Raw genomic sequence first — 18964 nt, forward strand, 5'->3', positions numbered from 1 at the left:
TATTTTCCTTTCTATAAATCTTCTATGAATAATGAACTTATCTTTTTATGATTTTAATAATCGCTTCCGAATTATTAATTACCACCAAATATTCTCCTGAAATCAGATCAGAAACATCAATTTTTCCATTTTCAAATTTACCCGTCTGTATCCGCTGTCCGGAAATGGAATAGATCTGATAATTGTATATTTTATTTTCTACTGCTTTTATATACAGGATATGTTCCACAGGGTTTGGTGATAAAGAAATTTTATTTTCTTTATTCTTTGTTTCTGCCACCTTTTTCCCACTTGCAATATAGGGATCAATCGATCTTGATAATGAAGTAATTGGATATTTAGGAATTGGTCCTAATTCTTCTCCATTGGCATCAAAATTCATTTTTACACATCTGCAATTCATTCCGAAATAGGGATCATTATTATCATGGAAAGCAATTATACGATTAGATGTAGAAGCAGCATCAAATAGAATATTTATCGGTCTTCCTATATAATTTGACAGTAAAGCTCCTGTCCAGATTCCATAATATAGAAAATTGATTGAGTTATAAGTTCCGGATGCCGTTTGATTAGATATTACACTACGGAATCCTCTTGACCCTGAATTAGGATAATTCCCAACCGGATAAGTAGAATTATTGAACATATATCCAATTGTAGAATTGGTAGAGGTTTTCACTCTTGTTCCTAAATAATCTGTAGCAATACTATATGAGGTTGCAACATTTTTATCTTTTTTATACCATGGTGTGATTCCAAAATCCCGATATGAAATAATAGAAACGCCGGTAAGATCCGGAATTCTCCAACCTTCAGGACATGGATCAAATGGTGATTTTTTAGTAGCCCTACCCCATCTGTCTGCAGCCAGGTTGGGTTCATTTGCAAGCCAATCTGTACCATTAGTATACAAAGGAGCAGAACTGTTATATGGAGCAAGAGCAGTGGGTACCATATAAACTAGCGGATTCCTTACAGAATAGGTTAGTATTTTTGATATTTTATCAGCTATTTTATCGGATGCCAAAACATTTGCATTCGCAGCGTTGGCATAAGTATTAAAAGGCACAATATAGCTTCCCTGCAGGTTATTATATACTGCAGGCGTCAGTATTGTATAGCTTACTGAACCATCAGCAGCTGTATTTCCTAAAAAAATATTATAAGCTGTGCCATCTGCGTACTGAAAAGACGGGATCGGATCTTTTCGCCCCCATTGATAATGAAGACCTGTAGCATTTCTAATTTTTGATAATTCAGCAGTAGTGGGAGTAAGAGGGTCAACTATTAAAGGGAATGCTTCTGTTCCTCCTAGATTTCTATCCATAAACTCTGTTTTCAGAGGAGTTGCTCCCTTCTCAACATAATTAACATAATTGGTTACACTTGCATTCGGGATTTCTGTAGTATAGGGAACAGATACAATGGGAGTGTCTGTAACCCATATATGCCAGCTCCAATATACGGGATCTGTAATATTTCCATTATGTAGGGTAATTACTGCATTTCCACTTTGGTTGGGGTTAATAACAACAGATATTTTAGCAGCAGACAAGCCGGATAACGAACTTGGAGACCCTCCGGGAATTGTCACTTTATTTATCAAACCTGGATTGGTAGTCCAAAGAACATTTGCTTTTAAATTATTAAAATTTGCAGGATTCAGAATATCCTTATTATTCAAAATTTGGCTTTGAACAGAAAATGCTTTGTTTACAGGAATATCAAGAGTAGTTACGCTTTCACTTTTAACGATTTGATAGGTGTTTGAATTATCCATACCCTCTCTGAATTCTGTAACAGGCTCTAAATATTCTGTAGGAAAATCATAATTATCTATTATATACAAAGGATCTTTTATGCATCTGCACCCATTAGCTCCAGAGGTTTCTCCTCCTGCCAAAGGCATATACCAGTATCTTCCTTTCACAGAAGGGAAAGAGGAATCAGGAATATCCGATTGATCTTTATCCGGAACCATAAACAGAGCTCTTGCCCCAGTAACCGGAGAATTATCAAAGTGTTTCATCATTGTGGCCGTCCACAATCCGGTATGATGCTGATCTGTATACTGTCCCAAATGAACTGTTAATCCCAACTGTCCTGTTCCGGGGAAAATTCCCATATTGAAACCATTTACATTGGATAAATCAAATCCCGTATTGGCATATAATTTAAAGCCTTTCATATAGCTCGGGGTATTTGTATCCGTTGGTTTTATGATATGATATTTATTACTTTCAAAAGTACTTTTACCTATATTGGTTCTTACTCCATAGGGTGAAAAATCTATTCTTATATCGTCTATATATGCCTGAGAAGCCAGATTTGCCACCAACATGGAAGGAATTCTCCACCCATTAGGACAGGGGTCATAAGAAGACTTGTCTCTATAAGGCCTTGCGCTGTTATCAGCATTGTAATTAATTCCTATTTTCCCCTGGGAATTATCAGACCATAAATTGAGTTCTGAAAGCTTTGAATCAGGAAGTGAAGTTGATTTCCCAAACCAGTTTACCATCAAAGCAGCGTTGTTATTATAGTATGCAGGACCTGAATTATCATTTTTATATACATAAATAAGACTCAGCGGGTTTTTTATTGAAAGTTTAATATTACTGTTTACCTCAGCATTAGAAAGCAGTACAAATTTTCTAAGATCATCAATCTTCACTGCACCTATTAAATTTTTAGCTTCTCTATGTCTTACTCTTCCTATAGAACCTGAAACTTCATAAAGATCATTTCCTTTTAAAGCCAACGGAGGGATAGGGTCTTTTCTTCCCCACTGGTAAAGCAGTCCTCCATTTTTATTCCATTCTGTACCTGTAATAGAGTTTCCGACAGCCCCCAGGTTTCTATCCATCCACTTCCATTCAGAATCAGGAATCTGTTCAATAGTTCCATCATTTCTTTGTCTGGAGACTCCTGGAAAACTTTTATAACTAGAACCGTTTTCAGGGGTATCAGTGACCCAAATATGCCATGACCAGAAAATTTCACCATTTATTTTTAAGGCTACAACAGCATTTCCTTCTTTAGATTTATTGATGGGAACTTTTATTCTGGCATTTTCCCCAGTACCTGTCATCTCCAAAAGATACCCTTCTCCTGATTTTATCAAACCAGGATTATCTTCCCAAAGAACATCCGCTGTAACTGTTCCTGCCGGAATCCCCAAGCCGCCAAGAAACTGATCATATTTCCACATTATATAGGCCTTTCTCACAGGAACATACAAGCCTTCACTACTCTGGCTCGGATCAAAAAGATATGTATTTGGAGCTTTCGCCCAGTCTTTTCCATCAAAATAGACCTTTTGAGTACTTGTTTTTGCATCAATATTTCTGTCTGAATTTTGTGGAACTATAGTATCCTGATAAATTATTCTTTTTTTCTCTATCAGATTTTCCTGATTTTTAAACTCCACAGCATTCGTAGAGCAAACACATACCAACACTAAGCAAATAATTGCCGCTATTTTTTTTAATACTGGTTTTTTCATGCGACTGAATTTTAGGTAAAGGCAAGTGCAATTATTACGCCTTTCGCATAAAATAACAATAAATCAAAAACAAATATCTTACATAAATAAATTATGTAAAAAATTAATTACAAAAACACCTTAATCAGTAAAAATAAAACAACACGAAAAAACCATTGGCTAGAGGTTCTTTATGGAAGGCACTCAAAAGCCAATGCACATTAAATACAAAGTTTTGATTTGATAGTAAGCGATAATTATTTAAGAATAGCTTTCAGTTTTTTCTGAATAGGCGGTTCGATGTATTCAGCAACCAAATAAGCGATAGGAAGCACAAGTGAGAAAGAAACAATCGGCAAAATCCAATAAGGAATTTGAATATGGTTATTGATTTTCACCATCAGGGATACCATCATATTTTCGTGTAGCAAGTACACAGGATAACTTATAAAACCAATAAATGTAAAAAGTCTCATAGAGAAAAACTTTTCCATGGGCTTCCAAAACAATGCCCCGACAAAAATCAGGATCAAAATAACCAGATAAACATTGCGTACAGAATCCTGGAGTCTGTACATATAAAACATAGCACATACTGTAGCAACAATAAACGCGTACAAATATCTTTTATCACGATCTTTATAATAAATGTAAATCAGCGCGCCCGAAACAAACCATCCGAAGTACACAAAATTTCCAATATATGCTTTAAATTGAAGTAATCCGGAAGGCAATAAGTGATGGAACTCCAAAATCTGATAAGATACTGCAACCAAATAAATAATAAAAATCCCCAACAATGCCAGATTCCTATTAAGCATATAATACAACACCCCGAAAATGGCATAAAATTTCACTTCAATATACAAGGACCAGAATGAAGATTCCAAAACTGGAAAATCTGTTTTAAAAATACGTTCAAGCAACCCCTCATCAACGAATAAAATTCCAGGCAGCAAAGATTTCCAACCCGGGATACCTAAAGGCCTTTCATAGAAAAAACGTGCTGTAGTAAAGATGATAACAGAACAAATCAGCATACTCGGAAAAAGTCTTATCCACCGGTTTTTAATAAATTTTATAAAATTGGGAGTCTTTTCCATAGACATCAGAATCACAAATCCCGATATCAAAAAAAATAATTGAACGCCAAGATCTCCGTATTTCACAAGTATATTATCTTTATACAAATCTCCAAAAGGATAGTTTTCAACGCCAATATAATATCCATGAAAAAGGAAAACCAACAAAATAGCAAGTCCTCTTAAACCATCTAAAACTAAAATCCTATTATTTTTTTGCATATATACTGGATGTCAGAATTCAATAATTACGCCCCTATGGAAGCACAACGTTTTTATATAAATCTATTGAAAAACGGCCTTTTGTAATATTTCCGAAACTGGAGAATACAATAATATTAAAAACTACCAAAGCCATTATAAAGAGGTGTATAAGCTTTCTCGTTCCACTGGAAACCACATACATGGCATTTGGTATCAAAAGATAGGTAAATGCCATAAAAACCCCTGTTAACCTGGACGAAAAAATAGGGTTATTTCTAAAAATAAAATAAAAGCATATTGCTATAACTGCGTAATTACGATGATACTCATAATAAGGATATTTCTTTTTCATTAGAGTATCAAAGGAAAATAAAAATACAGTAGTAATTAACAGCATTCCTTCCGGTATCCCGAATCCTCCACGCAGTCTTTCTACACTTTCATCCATATATCCGTTAAACCCTATCGCAATATTACTTCCGCCTGCAATTTTTTCAAGGAAACTACCAAAAATACGATACACCTCAAATGGAGATAAGAATATGGATGTCAAAATGAAAACAAGCATCCAAAATTTATTAAGAGGAATTCTCGCCACCCAATACATTGGAATCATAATATAACAAACATTATGGATACCTGCTGCCAGATACACCCATAAAAGATACATCCAAAGCTTTCTTTCTTTTATATACCGCAATGCAAAATACACCATAAAACATCCCAGGTTTTGTCTAATCTGTCCACTTTCACCAAAAAAGAAACCAGGAACAAATATGAACAGCAATAACGTAAAGGGATAATGAGTATTTTCTTCAACAAATTTAGTTTTAAAGAATGTTACAAGAGCAGCTATGACAAAGGTTAATATATAAAAAGGAGCATTAAAAATATTGAGCAATACCTTATTAATGAGAACATACAGCCATTCTATTTCCACGATCTGGGGCCCTTGCATCGAAAGCGCAGTAAGAAAGATACTTAAGTAGTCTTTAGTATCACTATATACATAGATCCCTTTGTAACTTCCGTAGTCAGGACCTACATCGAGTCGTAAACCTGCAATAATAACAAGGTATACAGCCAGAATATACAATGCTTTTTTATTAACTTTCCCAGAATATACTTCCTGAAAACTAAAAATCATCATAAAGATGATGGCTATGAAAAAATAAGGATGCAATAAAACCATTATTCAATATTAATGTTTTTAAACTTTTGGGAAATAATCACAATTCCTGAAATAATCAGGGGTAAAAAAAGTCTTGTTTCCCAAAAAAGCCCAACCAAAGTAATCATAAACAGATAAGGTAATGAGAAAAACAGATATTTCTTAAGAACAAGTTGAGAATTTTTTTCGGAAGACAACTGATAAGTAAAATAAATCCCGATTAAACCAAAAATCAATCCAGCCAAATTGTAAGGACTTGTAAAGTTTTTTAGAATATAAATTCCTTCCATAAAAGAAGCCTTCTGATGGACAACCAGCCTTAGTCCTATATAAGCAAGACAAAAGGAAACAATTATCCAGACAATATCTTTAATAACAATATAATTTTTATTTTTAACCTCGTTCCAATCAAAAAAAACGGCTGCGAAAAAAGCAATGTTAAGGCATGCTGTTTCTCTTACAAAGGTTGAGATAAAAATAATGATACACAATCCTACAAAACTTATTACTTTTCTTTCGTGAAAATATTTAAGTGTCAGAAAAATACCCCATAAATAAAAAAATACCGCAATAGAATCACAATTTGTCGGAACATACTGCACAATTACCATAAAGAAAATTGCAATAAGATGCACTAATCTCCTTACCTGAGTATTTACGACAAGCTCAATAGGTCTGAGTTTCAAAATTCTATCCAGGATGATCGAAGAAAGAATAAAAAAGAAAACATTGATAATAAAAGTACTGTGATAAAAATAAGATCCGCTTTTTGAAAGAAAAGTTTTGAGAAAAGAAAAATGATTTTCGATGATAGAGGTAAATATTTCAGTAACATGCACACTTAGAAAATTAGGAATAACCCTATATGCATACACTGATTCAAATAAAAAATCAGGAGCTTTTTCTGTTGATTTGATCCATAATACATATGAGGATTCGAATCCATAATAAGCCATCGCAAACAACAGAAGCGGAAGTACTATTATAAATAGAAATCCGTTAATTTTTTCATCATTTTTTTTCAACATATCTAAAACAGATTCTTATTTTTTAATAATAATTGTGGTTTAAAATACATTTTTTCAATAGGGAACTTTTGCAAAAGTAGTTTTTTTTTTCATTCCAGCTAGAATATTTTATTGATTTTCAGCTAAAACTTACCTCGAACTATTTTGATCTAATGCTTAAAAAATTAAATTTGCAGACTTGATCTAAATGCAATGCATCGTTTTTTTATATTTTTATATTACCTGATTTCCAAAAACAAAATCCTATCTGTACTTACAGCTTTAGGAATTGCCATTTTATGCTTATTTTTTGCATCTAAGATCAATTTCGAGGAAGACATCAATCAGATTATTCCTAAAAATGAAAAATCTGATCTTACAGCAAAGGTTCTTAAGCAGCTTAATTTTTCGGACAAGATCATTGTTATTATAGAGAACAAATCTAATGAAGACAGTTTTCAGCTTTCGGAAACGGCAGACACCTTTTTAAAAAAGATTGAGCCTTTACAAAAGTATATCGGTTCTGTACAGGGCAAAGTGAATGATAATGAAATTTCGGAAACATTTGATTTCGTCAGTCAAAACTTGCCTTTATTCCTTAATGAAAATGATTACAGGGAAATAAACCGCAAACTTCAGAAAGACAGCATTGCCAAACAGGTAGAGAACAATTATATCTCATTGGCTTCTCCCACAAGTCTTGTTACAAAAGAATTTATTAAAAAAGATCCTCTGGGACTTACTTTTTTAGGAATAAAAAAACTGAATGCCCTAAACATCAGTAAAGATTTTAAACTTGAAGACAGTTACATTGTAACCAAAGACGGTAAAAACCTATTACTTTTCATTGATCCTAAAAATAAGAGTAATGACACGAAGGCTAATGAAGCTTTTGTAGATCAGCTCAACTTAATAAAAGACGGAATTAATAAAGCATTCAAAGGGAAAACAGAAATCAGCTATTTTGGCTCTCCGGTGATTGCCGTTGCCAATGCAAAGCAAATCAAAAAAGATATTCAGAATACCGTAGTGATTTCTATGACGGTTCTTCTGATTCTTCTGATTTATTATTTCAGGAATATCTTTACCCCAATTATTGTTTTTCTGCCAACAGTATTTTCCGTGCTGCTCGCCTTACTGGTTTTATATTTTATTAAAGATAAAATTTCAGCCATTTCATTAAGTGTAGGTGCTATCCTGATAGGGATTACGATAGATTATGCCTTGCACATTCTTACTCATTATAAGCATAACAATAATATTGAAGAGCTTTACAAAGAGATTACCCAGCCAATTATATTAAGTAGTGCAACGACAGCCGTTTCATTTTTATGTCTGGTTTTCGTACGTTCTGAAGCATTGAAAGATCTGGGGCTTTTTGCAGCGATCACCGTCATTCTTTCTTCAGTTTCAGCATTAATTATCGTTCCTCAGCTCTATAAACCCAAAGAAAAAGGAGAACATCTTAACACCAATTTCATCGACAAAATCGGGTCCTATCCTTATGAGAAGAATAAACCTTTAATCATAGGATGCTCTGTTATCATTCTTGCCTGTCTTTTCGGATTCAGACATGTAGGCTTCAATGAAGACATTGGGGATCTGAATTATATACCAAAGGAATTAAAAATAAGTGAAGCAAAATTGCAGAAGCTTTCTGACATTACTTCAAAATCTATTTACACGATCTCTTATGGTAATTCTGAAGAGGAAGCTTTAACCAGAAATTCTGAATTGAGCAGCTTCCTTGAAAAAGAAAAAAAAGAAGGGAAAATATTAAGCTACAATTCTATCGGAAGCATTGTTCTTTCAGAAAAAGACCAGCAAAAAAAGATTGAGAAATGGAACAGCTTCTGGAATGACACTAAGAAAAACCAAACCATTTCTGAACTGATCAGCAACGGAAACAAATTCGGGTTCAACAGCTCTGCTTTTGACAACTTCAATGAAGCCCTGCATAAAAATTATTCTTCATTAACGCTTAAAGATTATGAAAAAGTAAAGGCTCTTCAGATTTCAGAATTCATGAATAATGAAAATGGCTTTTACACCGTTTCGAATGTTGTAAAAGTAGACGAAAAGAAAAGAGACTCCTTCATTAAGGATATTGAAAAGAAACATGACGCTATTGCGATTGACCGCCAGCAGATGAATGAAAACTTCCTGGGATTGCTGAAGAGAGACTTTAATACATTAATCAATTACTCTCTTTTAGCGATTGTTCTGACGATTATTGTGTTCTTCAGAAATTTTGAATTAACCATTCTTACCATGTTCCCGATTGTTCTAACGGGTGTTGTAACGGCTGGAATTCTTTATTTCTTAGGACTGGAATTAAATATTTTCAGTACCGTTGTCTGCACCCTGGTATTTGGAGTGGGAGATGATTTCAGTATCTTCCTGACACAGGCTATGCAAAAAGAGCATACAACGGGTAAAAATGAACTGCCTACCTATAGAACATCTATTATTCTTGCAGTTTTCACTACTATACTTTCAATCGGATCTCTGATCTTTGCCAAGCATCCCGCACTTCATTCTTTAGCATTAGTTGCCCTGATAGGAATGTTCTCTGTGATTATCATTACCTCTACTTTATATCCATTTTGGTTCAGGTTATTCATTACCAATCGTGCAAAGAAAGGTCTTTCCCCGATTACGTTCAGGCTATTTTTACGCGCAGTATTCTCGTTTTTATATTACGGATTAGGTGGATTAGTCTTCTCCGCTATCGGAAGTTTATTTATTAAAAATGCCAAGGGAAGAACATTAGATGTTATCAAATTAATTCTCGCTAAGTTTTTAACATCCGTGCTTTATTTAACCCCTTTTGTAAAGAAAAGAGTGATTAAAAATCCGGCCGAAGATTTTAGCAAACCTGCTGTTATTATCGCTAACCACACGTCTTTTCTGGATACACTGGCTATTGCAATGGCCACTCACAAGATCATTTATCTGGTGAATGACTGGGTATATGATTCTCCAGTTTTTGGAAAACTTGTAAAGGCACTTGGCTTCTATCCGGTTTCACAAGGAATTGAAAATGGAATGGAGAAACTGAAAGAAAAAATTGCACAGGGATACTCTCTTGTCGTTTTTCCTGAAGCAGAACGTTCATATACCAATGATGTAAAAAGATTCCATAAAGGTGCTTTTTATCTTGCAGAGCAGTTCGGGCTAGACATTCTTCCACTGTACATCCACGGAAACTCAGAAGTATTGCCGAAAGGAGATTTCATTATTTACAACGGAAGTATTACCGTAAAAGTAGGGAACAGAATCAACAAAGACGACATGAGTTTCGGCAGAAACTATTCTGAAAGAACGAAGAAGATCAATGCTTATTTCAGAGAAGAGTTTGCAAAATTGAGAGAAGAGATTGAGGATGAGAATTATTTCAAAAATAAACTATTCCTGAGTTATCTGTATAAAGACAGCGATGTGGTAAAAGAAGTAAAAGAAGACTTTAATACCAACAAATCCGTATATTTCGAGCTGGACAAACATATTTCCAATGAAGCCAATATCCTTCATATGGCTGATGATTTTGGACAAAAAGATACTTTATTAACCTTATATCAGGCCAGCCGAAGAGTTTTTTCTCTGATAAAAAATGATGACAAAAGAGCAACCGCGGCTCATAGTTATCTGGTAAAAAGAAGAAAGATCCATTATATAAAAGCCCTTTCGGAAGTGAATAAAAAGATTGATGTGCTTCTGATATCACATGATCATTTTACTATGAATGACATTCCGGTTCTCCCTGAAACGGTCATTTTTGTAAATACAAAAAACACTTCGTTTGAAAGTGATAATTATGCACTGGAATTTAGTTCTGAATCATTAAAAGTATTTAAAACTAAATAATAAATATGAAAAACATATTTTTGTAAACGCTAAAGAAAACTAATGAAGAAAAATATACTTGTCATATATTATTCACAAACCGGACAACTCGAAGATATTGTGAGAAACATAGCCAAGCCTTTTGAAGCCCAAAAGGAAGCTTATGATATTACGTATTACAACATTCAGCTAAAGGAAGATTTCCCTTTTCCATGGCCAGGTGAGGTTTTTTTCAACACTTTTCCTGAATCTTACTTACAGATCCCGAAAGAAATTCTGCCTCCATCCGAAGAAATTCTGAACAAAAAGTATGACCTTATCCTTTTTGGATATCAGGTATGGTATCTCACACCATCCATTCCTATTATTTCATTCTTAAAGAGTGAATATGCAGAGCGTATTCTTAAAGATACTCCTGTAGTCACCATTTCCGGAACCAGAAATATGTGGATGCTTTCCCAGGAGAAATTAAAAGTATACTTGAGAGATTTACAAGCGAAACTTGTAGGGAATATTGCATTGGTAGACAGGCATGACAATTATACCAGCGTATTGACTATTCTTCGATGGCTTACCACAGGCCAGAAAGAAAAATCAGGGATGCTTCCCGCTGCAGGGGTTTCCGACGAAGAAATTACAGGATCGGTAAAGTATGGCGAGATTATTGAAAGACATTTCAAGAATAACAACCTTAATAATTTACAGCCGGAACTTGTGAAAAACGGAGCCATTGAAATCCGCGCGTTTTTAGTACGGGTAGAGAAGGTGGGAAACAAAATTTTCACGGTATGGTCTAACCTGATTATCAAGAAAAAAGAGAAACGCCCATTGCTGATAAAATTCTTTAAGGTATATTTGATGGCAGCGATATGGATTATCTCACCTGTCGTTTTGGTTTTACACCTGCTTACAACCCCTATATTTTGGTTTAAAAGACAAAAACAAAAAAGATATTTACAAGGAATTAATTTAAAATAGAATGTACGACGTATTTATAACAAAAGCATCAAAATACTTACCCAATGAGCCGGTAGCGAATGATGAAATGGAGACTTATCTTGGGCTTATCAATGATGCGCCATCTAAAGCAAAATCACTTATCCTAAGAAATAATAAAATCACAACAAGATACTACGCTTTAGACAAAGAAGGAAACCCTACACACTCTAATGCGCAGCTTACTGCAAAAGCAATCGAAGGACTTTTTGATGAAAATTTCAAAAAGGAAGATATGAAATTATTATCTGTAGGAACTACTTCACCAGACCAGATTCAGCCGTCTCACGCTTCTATGGTACATGGTGAACTGAACATCGGAAAATCTATTGAGATTAATACCTCAACCGGTCTTTGCAACTCTGGAATGAATGCTTTGAATTATGGATTTCTTTCTGTAAAAGCCGGTGTACAGGAAAGTGCAGTATGTGCTGGTTCCGAAAGAATGTCTGCATGGATGACTGCTGATAAATTCAACCATGAGGCTGAAAATTTAAAATTACTGGAAGAAAGACCTATCATTGCTTTCAAAAGAGAATTCCTGAGATGGATGCTTTCTGACGGAGCGGGTGCTTTCCTTCTACAAAATAAACCAAGAGAAACAGGTATTTCGTTAAAGGTAGAATTCATTGATTTCTATTCTTATGCTCACGAAATTGAAGCATGTATGTATGCAGGATGTGACAAGCTGGAAGACGGAAGCCTGAAATCATGGGCAGACTACCCTTCTGATGAATGGCTGAAGCAATCTATTTTTGCTATCAAACAGGATACTAAAATCCTTGATAAATATATCCTTGTAAAAGGAGCAGAAAGCTTAAGATCTTCTTTCGACAAACATAATTTAGATCCGGAAAAAATTGATCACGTATTGGCTCATATTTCTTCAGGCTACTTTAAAGACGGACTGAAGGAAGAGTTTGCTAAAAAAGGAATGGATTTCCCTGCAGAAAAATGGTTCTATAACTTGTCTGACATCGGAAATATCGGAGCAGGATCTATATTTGTAGCGCTTGAAGAACTGATGAATTCCGGAACTCTGAAAAAAGGAGAAAAAGTACTTCTTTGCGTTCCTGAAAGTGGAAGATTCGCTTATTCTTGTGCTTTATTAACCGTTTGCTAATGGAAAACAGACTACCAACATCCGATAAAGATTTTGTAGAAAGTCTTATTCCGCAACGGTTTCCTTTTGTGATGGTACATGAGTTGTCAGAGTATTCTGAAAACCACCTTTTGTCAGGTTTTGAGATTAAAGAAGATAATCTTTTCATCCAGGACGGATTTTTTCAGGCTTCAGGACTGATTGAGCACCAGGCACAGAGTGTTGCCCTGCACACTGGATATAAATATTATCTTCTGGGTAAAGATGCACCTACAGGATATATCGGAGCCATTAAATCTTTTGAGGCTGTCATATTGCCTAAAACAGGAGATCATTTGAAATCTGAGGTAACGATCCTTAATGAAGTAATGGGCGTTACGCTGGTAGATATTGTTACGAAACTGAACGGTGAAGTGATTGCAAAATCTCAAATGAAAACCGCTGTAAAATAAACTGGAAATGGAAATAAAGGAAGAAAATATTATCAATATACACAACTTTTTACCGCATCGTGAACCGATGCTTATGGCAGACTATATCCTGGAACTGACCAAAGAAAAAGTAGTGACTTCCTTTGAAATAAAAGAAGATAATGTATTTGTTCACAACAATGAGTTCGTGGAAGCGGGATTGATTGAAAATCTGGCACAAACCTGCTCATCTATTCTTGGACAAAGCTTCTTTGAAAATCCTGAAGCAGATACAAAAGTAATCGGGTTCATTACCAATATCAAGAAGATTGAGATTTTTGCTCTTCCAAAAGTAAATGACAAAATCATTTCCAAAGCATCTCTTATTTCACAGTTTGAAAACATCTGCCATATTTTCTGTGAAACTTTTAATAATGATGAATTATTGATCAGAGCTGAAATCAACCTGTTTATTCAGGAAGTAAAGTCCTAAAGATCAATTCAACATAGAATAGAGAAAGCTGTACAAAACGTACAGCTTTTTTTATTCTAAACCTTAATCTTAAATGGATTTGTGAATATTTGTGCAGCCCATTTGTTCTATTTGTGTTTAAAATATAGGTTTGGCTAAAGCCAGTTGATTTTTTATTTTTTTTGCAAGCGGGCTAAAGCCCACTCCTATTGAATTGATTACAAAAACATTACAATAGAAATATTCATTTTCTGTTTATTTTCACATTCATTACATTTTAGCAAAACAACTGATAACCAACTCACTACAAACACAAAAACCTCATCACAAGAGGATTTATTTCACGTGAAACATTGGAGAAATCCGTGAAACCCTGATCATCAGGGAGAAACGGTTTTAAACAACAAAAAGCGGAACATTGCTGTCCCGCTCTTATCATTATTTTTAACAAAAGAATTAATATCCAAAGATCTCTTCAAGAGATACTTCCTGGAATTCACCCATTTTGTTGATCGATTCCATATTCAGGTTTTCTTTCTTACCGATGATAGCTGTATTGTATTGTACAGGTTTTACTTCAGTGTTGTAGAATCCCGTAAGCTGTGGCAATGTCAGCCCCTGGATTTCAGCGTAAATATCTTTTCTGATATCATAATCAACACCCAGTTTTTTCAATGCTAACTGATTGAAGAAAATATTCGTTCGGTTGATTCTGTTGGAAGCAATCTGTTTTAACGCAGAACCTTTTGCATTTTCAAACTGTGCTGGAATCTGTGGTAAAGACACCATCAGTTCGTTCATTGCATTTACAGCTAAAGGAAGCTTGTTTGACTGTGTTCCGATATAATTTGTAACATAGTTTGCTTTCCCTTTTTCCGTAGCATTTGCGTAAGAAACATAAGCGGTATAAGCTAATGACTTACTCTCTCTGATTTCCTGGAAAACGATAGAAGACAAACCTCTTCCGAAATATTCATTGAAAACATTTGCTTTCCCAAAATTACTAAGGTTTACTGTACTGGCTTTTGCTACTTTAGACATTTCCATCTGTACCATGTCATAATTCGTGAAGTATACTTTTCCTTCAGCCGCCGGTTCAGCATATTCTTTTGCCTGTGCAGGCTGAAGGCTTGTATTGATGATAAAAGGCTTCACGGCTTTTTCCAAACCTGCCTGATCCTGTCCGTAAAGAAGCACCTGATAAGGATATTGATTTAGTGTTTTCACTTTCTTCATCAATTCTACAGCGTCAATACTCTCAAGACGTTCTTTGGAAACAATGTCTGTCATTCTTGAGTTTTTACCATATTTAGCATAGTTTGAAAGGGCTGCCATGATTCTTACTTTATCTTTCTTAGCAGCAGCTCTTGATTCCAGGATTGTTTTTACGGTCTGAGCATAAATCGCTTTATCAGCTTTTACATTGGTCATCCAGTGGTTCATCAGTTCCGCACCTTTCTTCATATTACTTTCAAGACCACTCAGTGTAATAATCATCTGGTCATTGGAAGTTCTCAGGCTATAGCTGATTCCAAGCTTAAAGAATTCTTCTTTCAGCTGTTCCGGAGTATATTTATCTGTTCCAAGATATTCAAAAAGAGTTCCTGCAATAGAAAGTTCCTTATCATTATCTGTTCCGAAAGGGAAAACATAACTGATCTGGGCAACTTCATTATACTTGTTCTTTACAAAGCTTACCGTCTTATCTTTGATCTTTGAAGTCTGAATAGCTGTTTTAAAATCAACAAATTCAGGCTTGATTTCCGCTGCTTTTGTATTCAGAATATCTTTAAGGAAAGGAGACTGAGCTTCTCTGTTCAGTTTAATTGGGGTGATTCCCGGGTTCTGTACACGCACAAGCTTGTCATTCACTCCTTTTTCCTTATAAATAACAACATAATTGTCTTTATAGAAATCATTGGCAAACTTCACTATATCGGCTTTCGTGATCTTGTCATACTGATTGATCTCATCCAGCTCCTGTTCCCATGTTCTTACATTGATATAAGAATCATACAACTCAGTAGCCAATCCGTCAGCAGTTTCCCAACTCTTCATACGCTGAACTTTTTTATCATTCACAATAGCTTTCAGCATCCAATCCGGAAACTGTCCTTTCTTCACAAGATCCAGCTGATCCATCAGAAGTTTTTTAGCCTCATCAAAGCTTTGTCCTTCTTTAGGAGTTACTACCAGTCCAAATGTACCATACATTTTGTAAGGAGACTCATACGCTCCAGCTCCAAGTGTTTTTTGCTTTTGGTTGATATTAAGGTCAATTAATCCGGCATCTCCTCTGTTGCTTAAGATTTCAGATACGATGTCTGCAAGTCTTGCTTCCTGAGTTCCATAAGAATCCGTTCTCCATGCAATCGTCATTCTTGGCGTAGTCGGGCTTTTTACAGTTCTTGTAACAATGCTGGTCATTGGTGCTTCCGTAACCATCTTTTTCATTGGAAGTTCTTTGTATTTGAACGCTCCGAAATACTGATCAACTAATTTTATAGTTTTGTCATAATCCAAATCTCCAACCAATACTACAGCCATGTTATTAGGCACATAATAGGTATCAAAATACTTGTGGATCGCTTCCATAGAAGGGCTCTTCAAGTGTTCCGAAGTACCTATTGTTGTCTGCTGCCCGTTCGGGTGTTTTGGGAAAAGAGCATGCATCAATGAATAGAATACAAGACGGCTGTCATTATCCTGAGCTCTGTTGTATTCCTCATATACCGCTTCAAGCTCTGTATGGAAAAGACGTAATACCAGTTCTGAAAAACGCTCCTTTTCTACCTTTAGCCATTTCTCTAATTCGTTGGAAGGGATATTATTTTTATAAACCGTTTCATCCAGAGATGTATGGGCATTTGTTCCTGTAGCTCCTAATGAAGAAATAGCTTTATCATATTCATTAGCGATGGCATATTTAGAGGCTTCCTGGGAAACTTCGTCGATCTTTTTATAAAGTTCTTTCTTTTTTTCGGGATCTTTTTCTGCTTTATGCTGCTCATAAAGATCAGAGATCTGCTTTAGTAAAACTTTTTCTTTTTCCCAATCCTGAGTTCCCAGATGTGAAGTTCCTTTGAAAACCATGTGCTCAAGGTAATGAGCTAATCCGGTGTTATCGCTTGGGTCGTTATTAGATCCTGTTCTTACCGGAATATAGGTCTGGATCCTTGGAGCATCTTCATTTTTTGCCAGATACACCTTCAATCCGTTTTTCAGTGTATACACACGTACTCCGGTCTGGTCGTTCTTTACAGTTTCATAAGTGTACCCTTGAGCATCTGTCAGCTTTTGGGTCTCAAATTTCTGCGCCATTGCGCTTATCATGCAGAAAAGCGAAACAGAAATAAAAAACTTTTTCATAGTCGTTATTTAATAATTATTTTTCTATCCAAATTTCCAGATATTAGTCTTATTTATACAGACACTTGTTACAAAAGAATCGTTACACTTATAAATAACAAACCTTAAGATATCCTTTTAAGATAATCTTACATTTAATTAGCTACAGGCTTCTTTCCAAATGGAAATAATAAAAATCCGGTATATTACGATTCCGGAGATTTATTGATGATATTGCCTCTATTTCACTGCAATAACTCGCTCAGATTTAATATGATTTACATATAATGTATTTTCACTATTTTAGCCACCTGATTAAAAGAATCAAAAACAGGTGAACCTTATTTCATCTGGAATCTAAAAAATCAACATTATTTAGATGAAAAAACAAGACTTACCTCAAGACGAAAGTAACCTGAAATCCGCCAACATGACAGAAGTTCTGTATGTGACGGATGAGAACGACAACTACACGACAGCAAACAGTACGGGCTGGGATGCCAAGAAAGCTGCGTTGGATGAATCTATGGAACTCATTCATGAGAGAATTGAGGAAGCAAAACAAAATGTTGCCAATAATACAGTAAGCCCTATTGTTTATTTTATGGAACTGAATAAAATGGATCTGGGTGTACTTGCTTCTTATGTAGGCATGTGGCAATGGAGGGTAAAAAGGCATTTTAAGCCCGGAATATTCAAAACACTAAGCGAAAATGCACTGAAAAAATATGCCGATGCATTCGGAATTTCAGTGGATGAATTAAAAAACTTCAACGGAAAATAAATGAAATGAGGCGATATTAAGCCCATTCCATTTGACCAATGAAAAGATACAATCAGCAAATGAAATTAAACTTTGAACACCATCAGACTGCGCATTGCGAAAACGGTGTTGCTTCTAATCTACTGCTTAATAAAGGCCTGAAACTAAGCGAGCCTATGATCTTCGGGATCGGTTCCGGACTGTTTTTTGTCTATCTTCCTTTTTTAAAGGTAAATTTTGCTCCGGGCTTCAGCTATCGTCCGATGCCAGGTGCCATTTTCAGTAAAGCAGCCAAAAGATTAGGAATTAAAATTAAAAGAGAAAAATTCTCAAATCCTAAAGATGCCCAAAAAGCTCTTGAAAGAAATCTGGAACAAAATATTCCGACCGGACTTCAGGTGGGCGTTTTCAACCTTACTTATTTCCCGGAAGAATACAAATTCCACTTCAATGCCCACAACCTGGTGGTATACGGAAAAGAAGACGGAAAATTCCTGATCAGTGATCCGGTAATGGATTATACCACCTCCCTTTCCGAAGCAGAACTGGAAAAAGTAAGATACGCCAAAGGTGCACTGCCTCCAAAAGGACATATGTACTACCCTATTTATGTTCCTGAAAATGTGGATCTTGAAGAAGCCATCAAAAAAGGAATCAAAGATACCTGCAAAAACATGCTGGCACCCGTACCTCTTATTGGAGTAAAAGCCATGAGATGGGTAGCCAAAAGCATCCCGAAATGGGCAGAAAAGAAAGGTACAAAAGTAACCAATCATTATTTAGGACAGTTGATCAGAATGCAGGAAGAGATTGGAACCGGAGGCGGAGGATTCAGATTTATTTACGGAGCATTTCTTCAGGAAGCGGCTGTTATTCTTAAAAATGATGAATTGAAGGAATTATCAAAAGAAATTACTTCTATTGGTGATCTTTGGAGAGACTTTGCCGTAGATATTGCCCGTGTTTACAAAAACAGAAACTCAAAAAGCAATATCTATAACGAACTTTCAAAAACGATGCTTCACATTGCAGATTTAGAAGAAGCTTTCTATAAAAAACTGAGAAAAGCAATCTGA

General features: G+C 35.3%; 12 protein-coding genes. 7 read left to right on the top strand and 5 right to left on the bottom strand.

The annotated features are described in order from the left end of the window. Positions 1 to 37: 37 nt before the first annotated feature. The 4 genes from LKL37_RS19865 to LKL37_RS19880 all read right to left on the bottom strand — a co-directional run bounded on the left by LKL37_RS19865 (position 38) and on the right by LKL37_RS19880 (position 6972). The gene (locus tag LKL37_RS19865) at positions 38 to 3508 is read right to left on the bottom strand and encodes a T9SS type A sorting domain-containing protein (RefSeq protein WP_431612175.1); all 3471 of its coding nucleotides are present in this window, start codon (positions 3506 to 3508) and stop codon (positions 38 to 40) included. A gap of 236 nt (positions 3509 to 3744) precedes the next feature. Beyond that, on the bottom strand, positions 3745 to 4791 hold the full coding sequence (locus LKL37_RS19870; RefSeq protein ID WP_431612176.1) for an acyltransferase family protein: 1047 nt from the start codon (positions 4789 to 4791) through the stop codon (positions 3745 to 3747). 34 nt (positions 4792 to 4825) lie between these two features. Continuing rightward, positions 4826 to 5965, bottom strand: coding sequence for an EpsG family protein (locus LKL37_RS19875; RefSeq protein ID WP_431612177.1), 1140 nt, complete (start codon positions 5963 to 5965; stop codon positions 4826 to 4828). Continuing rightward, on the bottom strand, positions 5965 to 6972 hold the full coding sequence (locus tag LKL37_RS19880; RefSeq protein WP_431612178.1) for a hypothetical protein: 1008 nt from the start codon (positions 6970 to 6972) through the stop codon (positions 5965 to 5967). The genes LKL37_RS19875 and LKL37_RS19880 overlap by 1 nt, the downstream gene beginning before the upstream one ends. Before the next feature lie 192 nt (positions 6973 to 7164). Here LKL37_RS19880 and LKL37_RS19885 point away from each other — a divergent pair, with 192 nt between their 5' ends. Genes LKL37_RS19885 through LKL37_RS19905 form a run of 5 tightly spaced genes read left to right on the top strand, consistent with a single transcriptional unit; the run spans position 7165 to position 13798 of the window. Then, positions 7165 to 10818 carry an MMPL family transporter gene (locus LKL37_RS19885; protein ID WP_431612179.1) on the top strand — a complete coding sequence of 1218 codons (3654 nt, stop codon included), beginning with the start codon at positions 7165 to 7167 and terminating at the stop codon, positions 10816 to 10818. Between the two features lie 42 nt (positions 10819 to 10860). Beyond that, positions 10861 to 11775, top strand: a complete 915-nt coding sequence (locus LKL37_RS19890) for a dialkylrecorsinol condensing enzyme DarA (protein ID WP_431612180.1) — start codon at positions 10861 to 10863, stop codon at positions 11773 to 11775. Position 11776: 1 nt separating this feature from the next. After that, positions 11777 to 12916, top strand: a complete 1140-nt coding sequence (locus tag LKL37_RS19895; RefSeq protein ID WP_414847382.1) for a beta-ketoacyl-ACP synthase III — start codon at positions 11777 to 11779, stop codon at positions 12914 to 12916. Next, positions 12916 to 13347, top strand: a complete 432-nt coding sequence (locus LKL37_RS19900; protein ID WP_431612181.1) for a hypothetical protein — start codon at positions 12916 to 12918, stop codon at positions 13345 to 13347. The genes LKL37_RS19895 and LKL37_RS19900 overlap by 1 nt, the downstream gene beginning before the upstream one ends. A 7-nt stretch (positions 13348 to 13354) precedes the next feature. Then, on the top strand, positions 13355 to 13798 hold the full coding sequence (locus LKL37_RS19905) for an ABC transporter permease (RefSeq protein WP_105702404.1): 444 nt from the start codon (positions 13355 to 13357) through the stop codon (positions 13796 to 13798). Positions 13799 to 14233: 435 nt separating this feature from the next. On the opposite strand, the gene LKL37_RS19910 is transcribed toward LKL37_RS19905, so the two are convergent. Next, the gene (locus LKL37_RS19910) at positions 14234 to 17146 is read right to left on the bottom strand and encodes a M16 family metallopeptidase (protein ID WP_431612182.1); all 2913 of its coding nucleotides are present in this window, start codon (positions 17144 to 17146) and stop codon (positions 14234 to 14236) included. 358 nt (positions 17147 to 17504) lie between these two features. Here LKL37_RS19910 and LKL37_RS19915 point away from each other — a divergent pair, with 358 nt between their 5' ends. Both LKL37_RS19915 and LKL37_RS19920 read left to right on the top strand, forming a co-directional pair. Continuing rightward, complete coding sequence (locus tag LKL37_RS19915) at positions 17505 to 17909, top strand: hypothetical protein (RefSeq protein WP_431612183.1); 405 nt, start codon at positions 17505 to 17507, stop codon at positions 17907 to 17909. Positions 17910 to 17968: 59 nt separating this feature from the next. Next, complete coding sequence (locus LKL37_RS19920) at positions 17969 to 18964, top strand: BtrH N-terminal domain-containing protein (RefSeq protein ID WP_431612184.1); 996 nt, start codon at positions 17969 to 17971, stop codon at positions 18962 to 18964.

This window comes from Chryseobacterium sp. 'Rf worker isolate 10' (genome assembly GCF_050753305.1).
GTDB lineage: Bacteria > Bacteroidota > Bacteroidia > Flavobacteriales > Weeksellaceae > Chryseobacterium.

What these genes read in the sequence shown, in the direction of transcription:
- LKL37_RS19905 (WP_105702404.1), top strand. Translation starts at nt 13,355, where the DNA reads ATGGAAATAAAGGAAGAAAATATTATCAATATACACAACTTTTTACCG.
- LKL37_RS19865 (WP_431612175.1), bottom strand. Translation starts at nt 3,508, where the DNA reads ATGAAAAAACCAGTATTAAAAAAAATAGCGGCAATTATTTGCTTAGTG.
- LKL37_RS19870 (WP_431612176.1), bottom strand. Translation starts at nt 4,791, where the DNA reads ATGCAAAAAAATAATAGGATTTTAGTTTTAGATGGTTTAAGAGGACTT.
- LKL37_RS19920 (WP_431612184.1), top strand. Translation starts at nt 17,969, where the DNA reads ATGAAATTAAACTTTGAACACCATCAGACTGCGCATTGCGAAAACGGT.
- LKL37_RS19895 (WP_414847382.1), top strand. Translation starts at nt 11,777, where the DNA reads ATGTACGACGTATTTATAACAAAAGCATCAAAATACTTACCCAATGAG.
- LKL37_RS19880 (WP_431612178.1), bottom strand. Translation starts at nt 6,972, where the DNA reads ATGTTGAAAAAAAATGATGAAAAAATTAACGGATTTCTATTTATAATA.
- LKL37_RS19885 (WP_431612179.1), top strand. Translation starts at nt 7,165, where the DNA reads ATGCATCGTTTTTTTATATTTTTATATTACCTGATTTCCAAAAACAAA.
- LKL37_RS19915 (WP_431612183.1), top strand. Translation starts at nt 17,505, where the DNA reads ATGAAAAAACAAGACTTACCTCAAGACGAAAGTAACCTGAAATCCGCC.
- LKL37_RS19875 (WP_431612177.1), bottom strand. Translation starts at nt 5,965, where the DNA reads ATGGTTTTATTGCATCCTTATTTTTTCATAGCCATCATCTTTATGATG.
- LKL37_RS19890 (WP_431612180.1), top strand. Translation starts at nt 10,861, where the DNA reads ATGAAGAAAAATATACTTGTCATATATTATTCACAAACCGGACAACTC.
- LKL37_RS19910 (WP_431612182.1), bottom strand. Translation starts at nt 17,146, where the DNA reads ATGAAAAAGTTTTTTATTTCTGTTTCGCTTTTCTGCATGATAAGCGCA.
- LKL37_RS19900 (WP_431612181.1), top strand. Translation starts at nt 12,916, where the DNA reads ATGGAAAACAGACTACCAACATCCGATAAAGATTTTGTAGAAAGTCTT.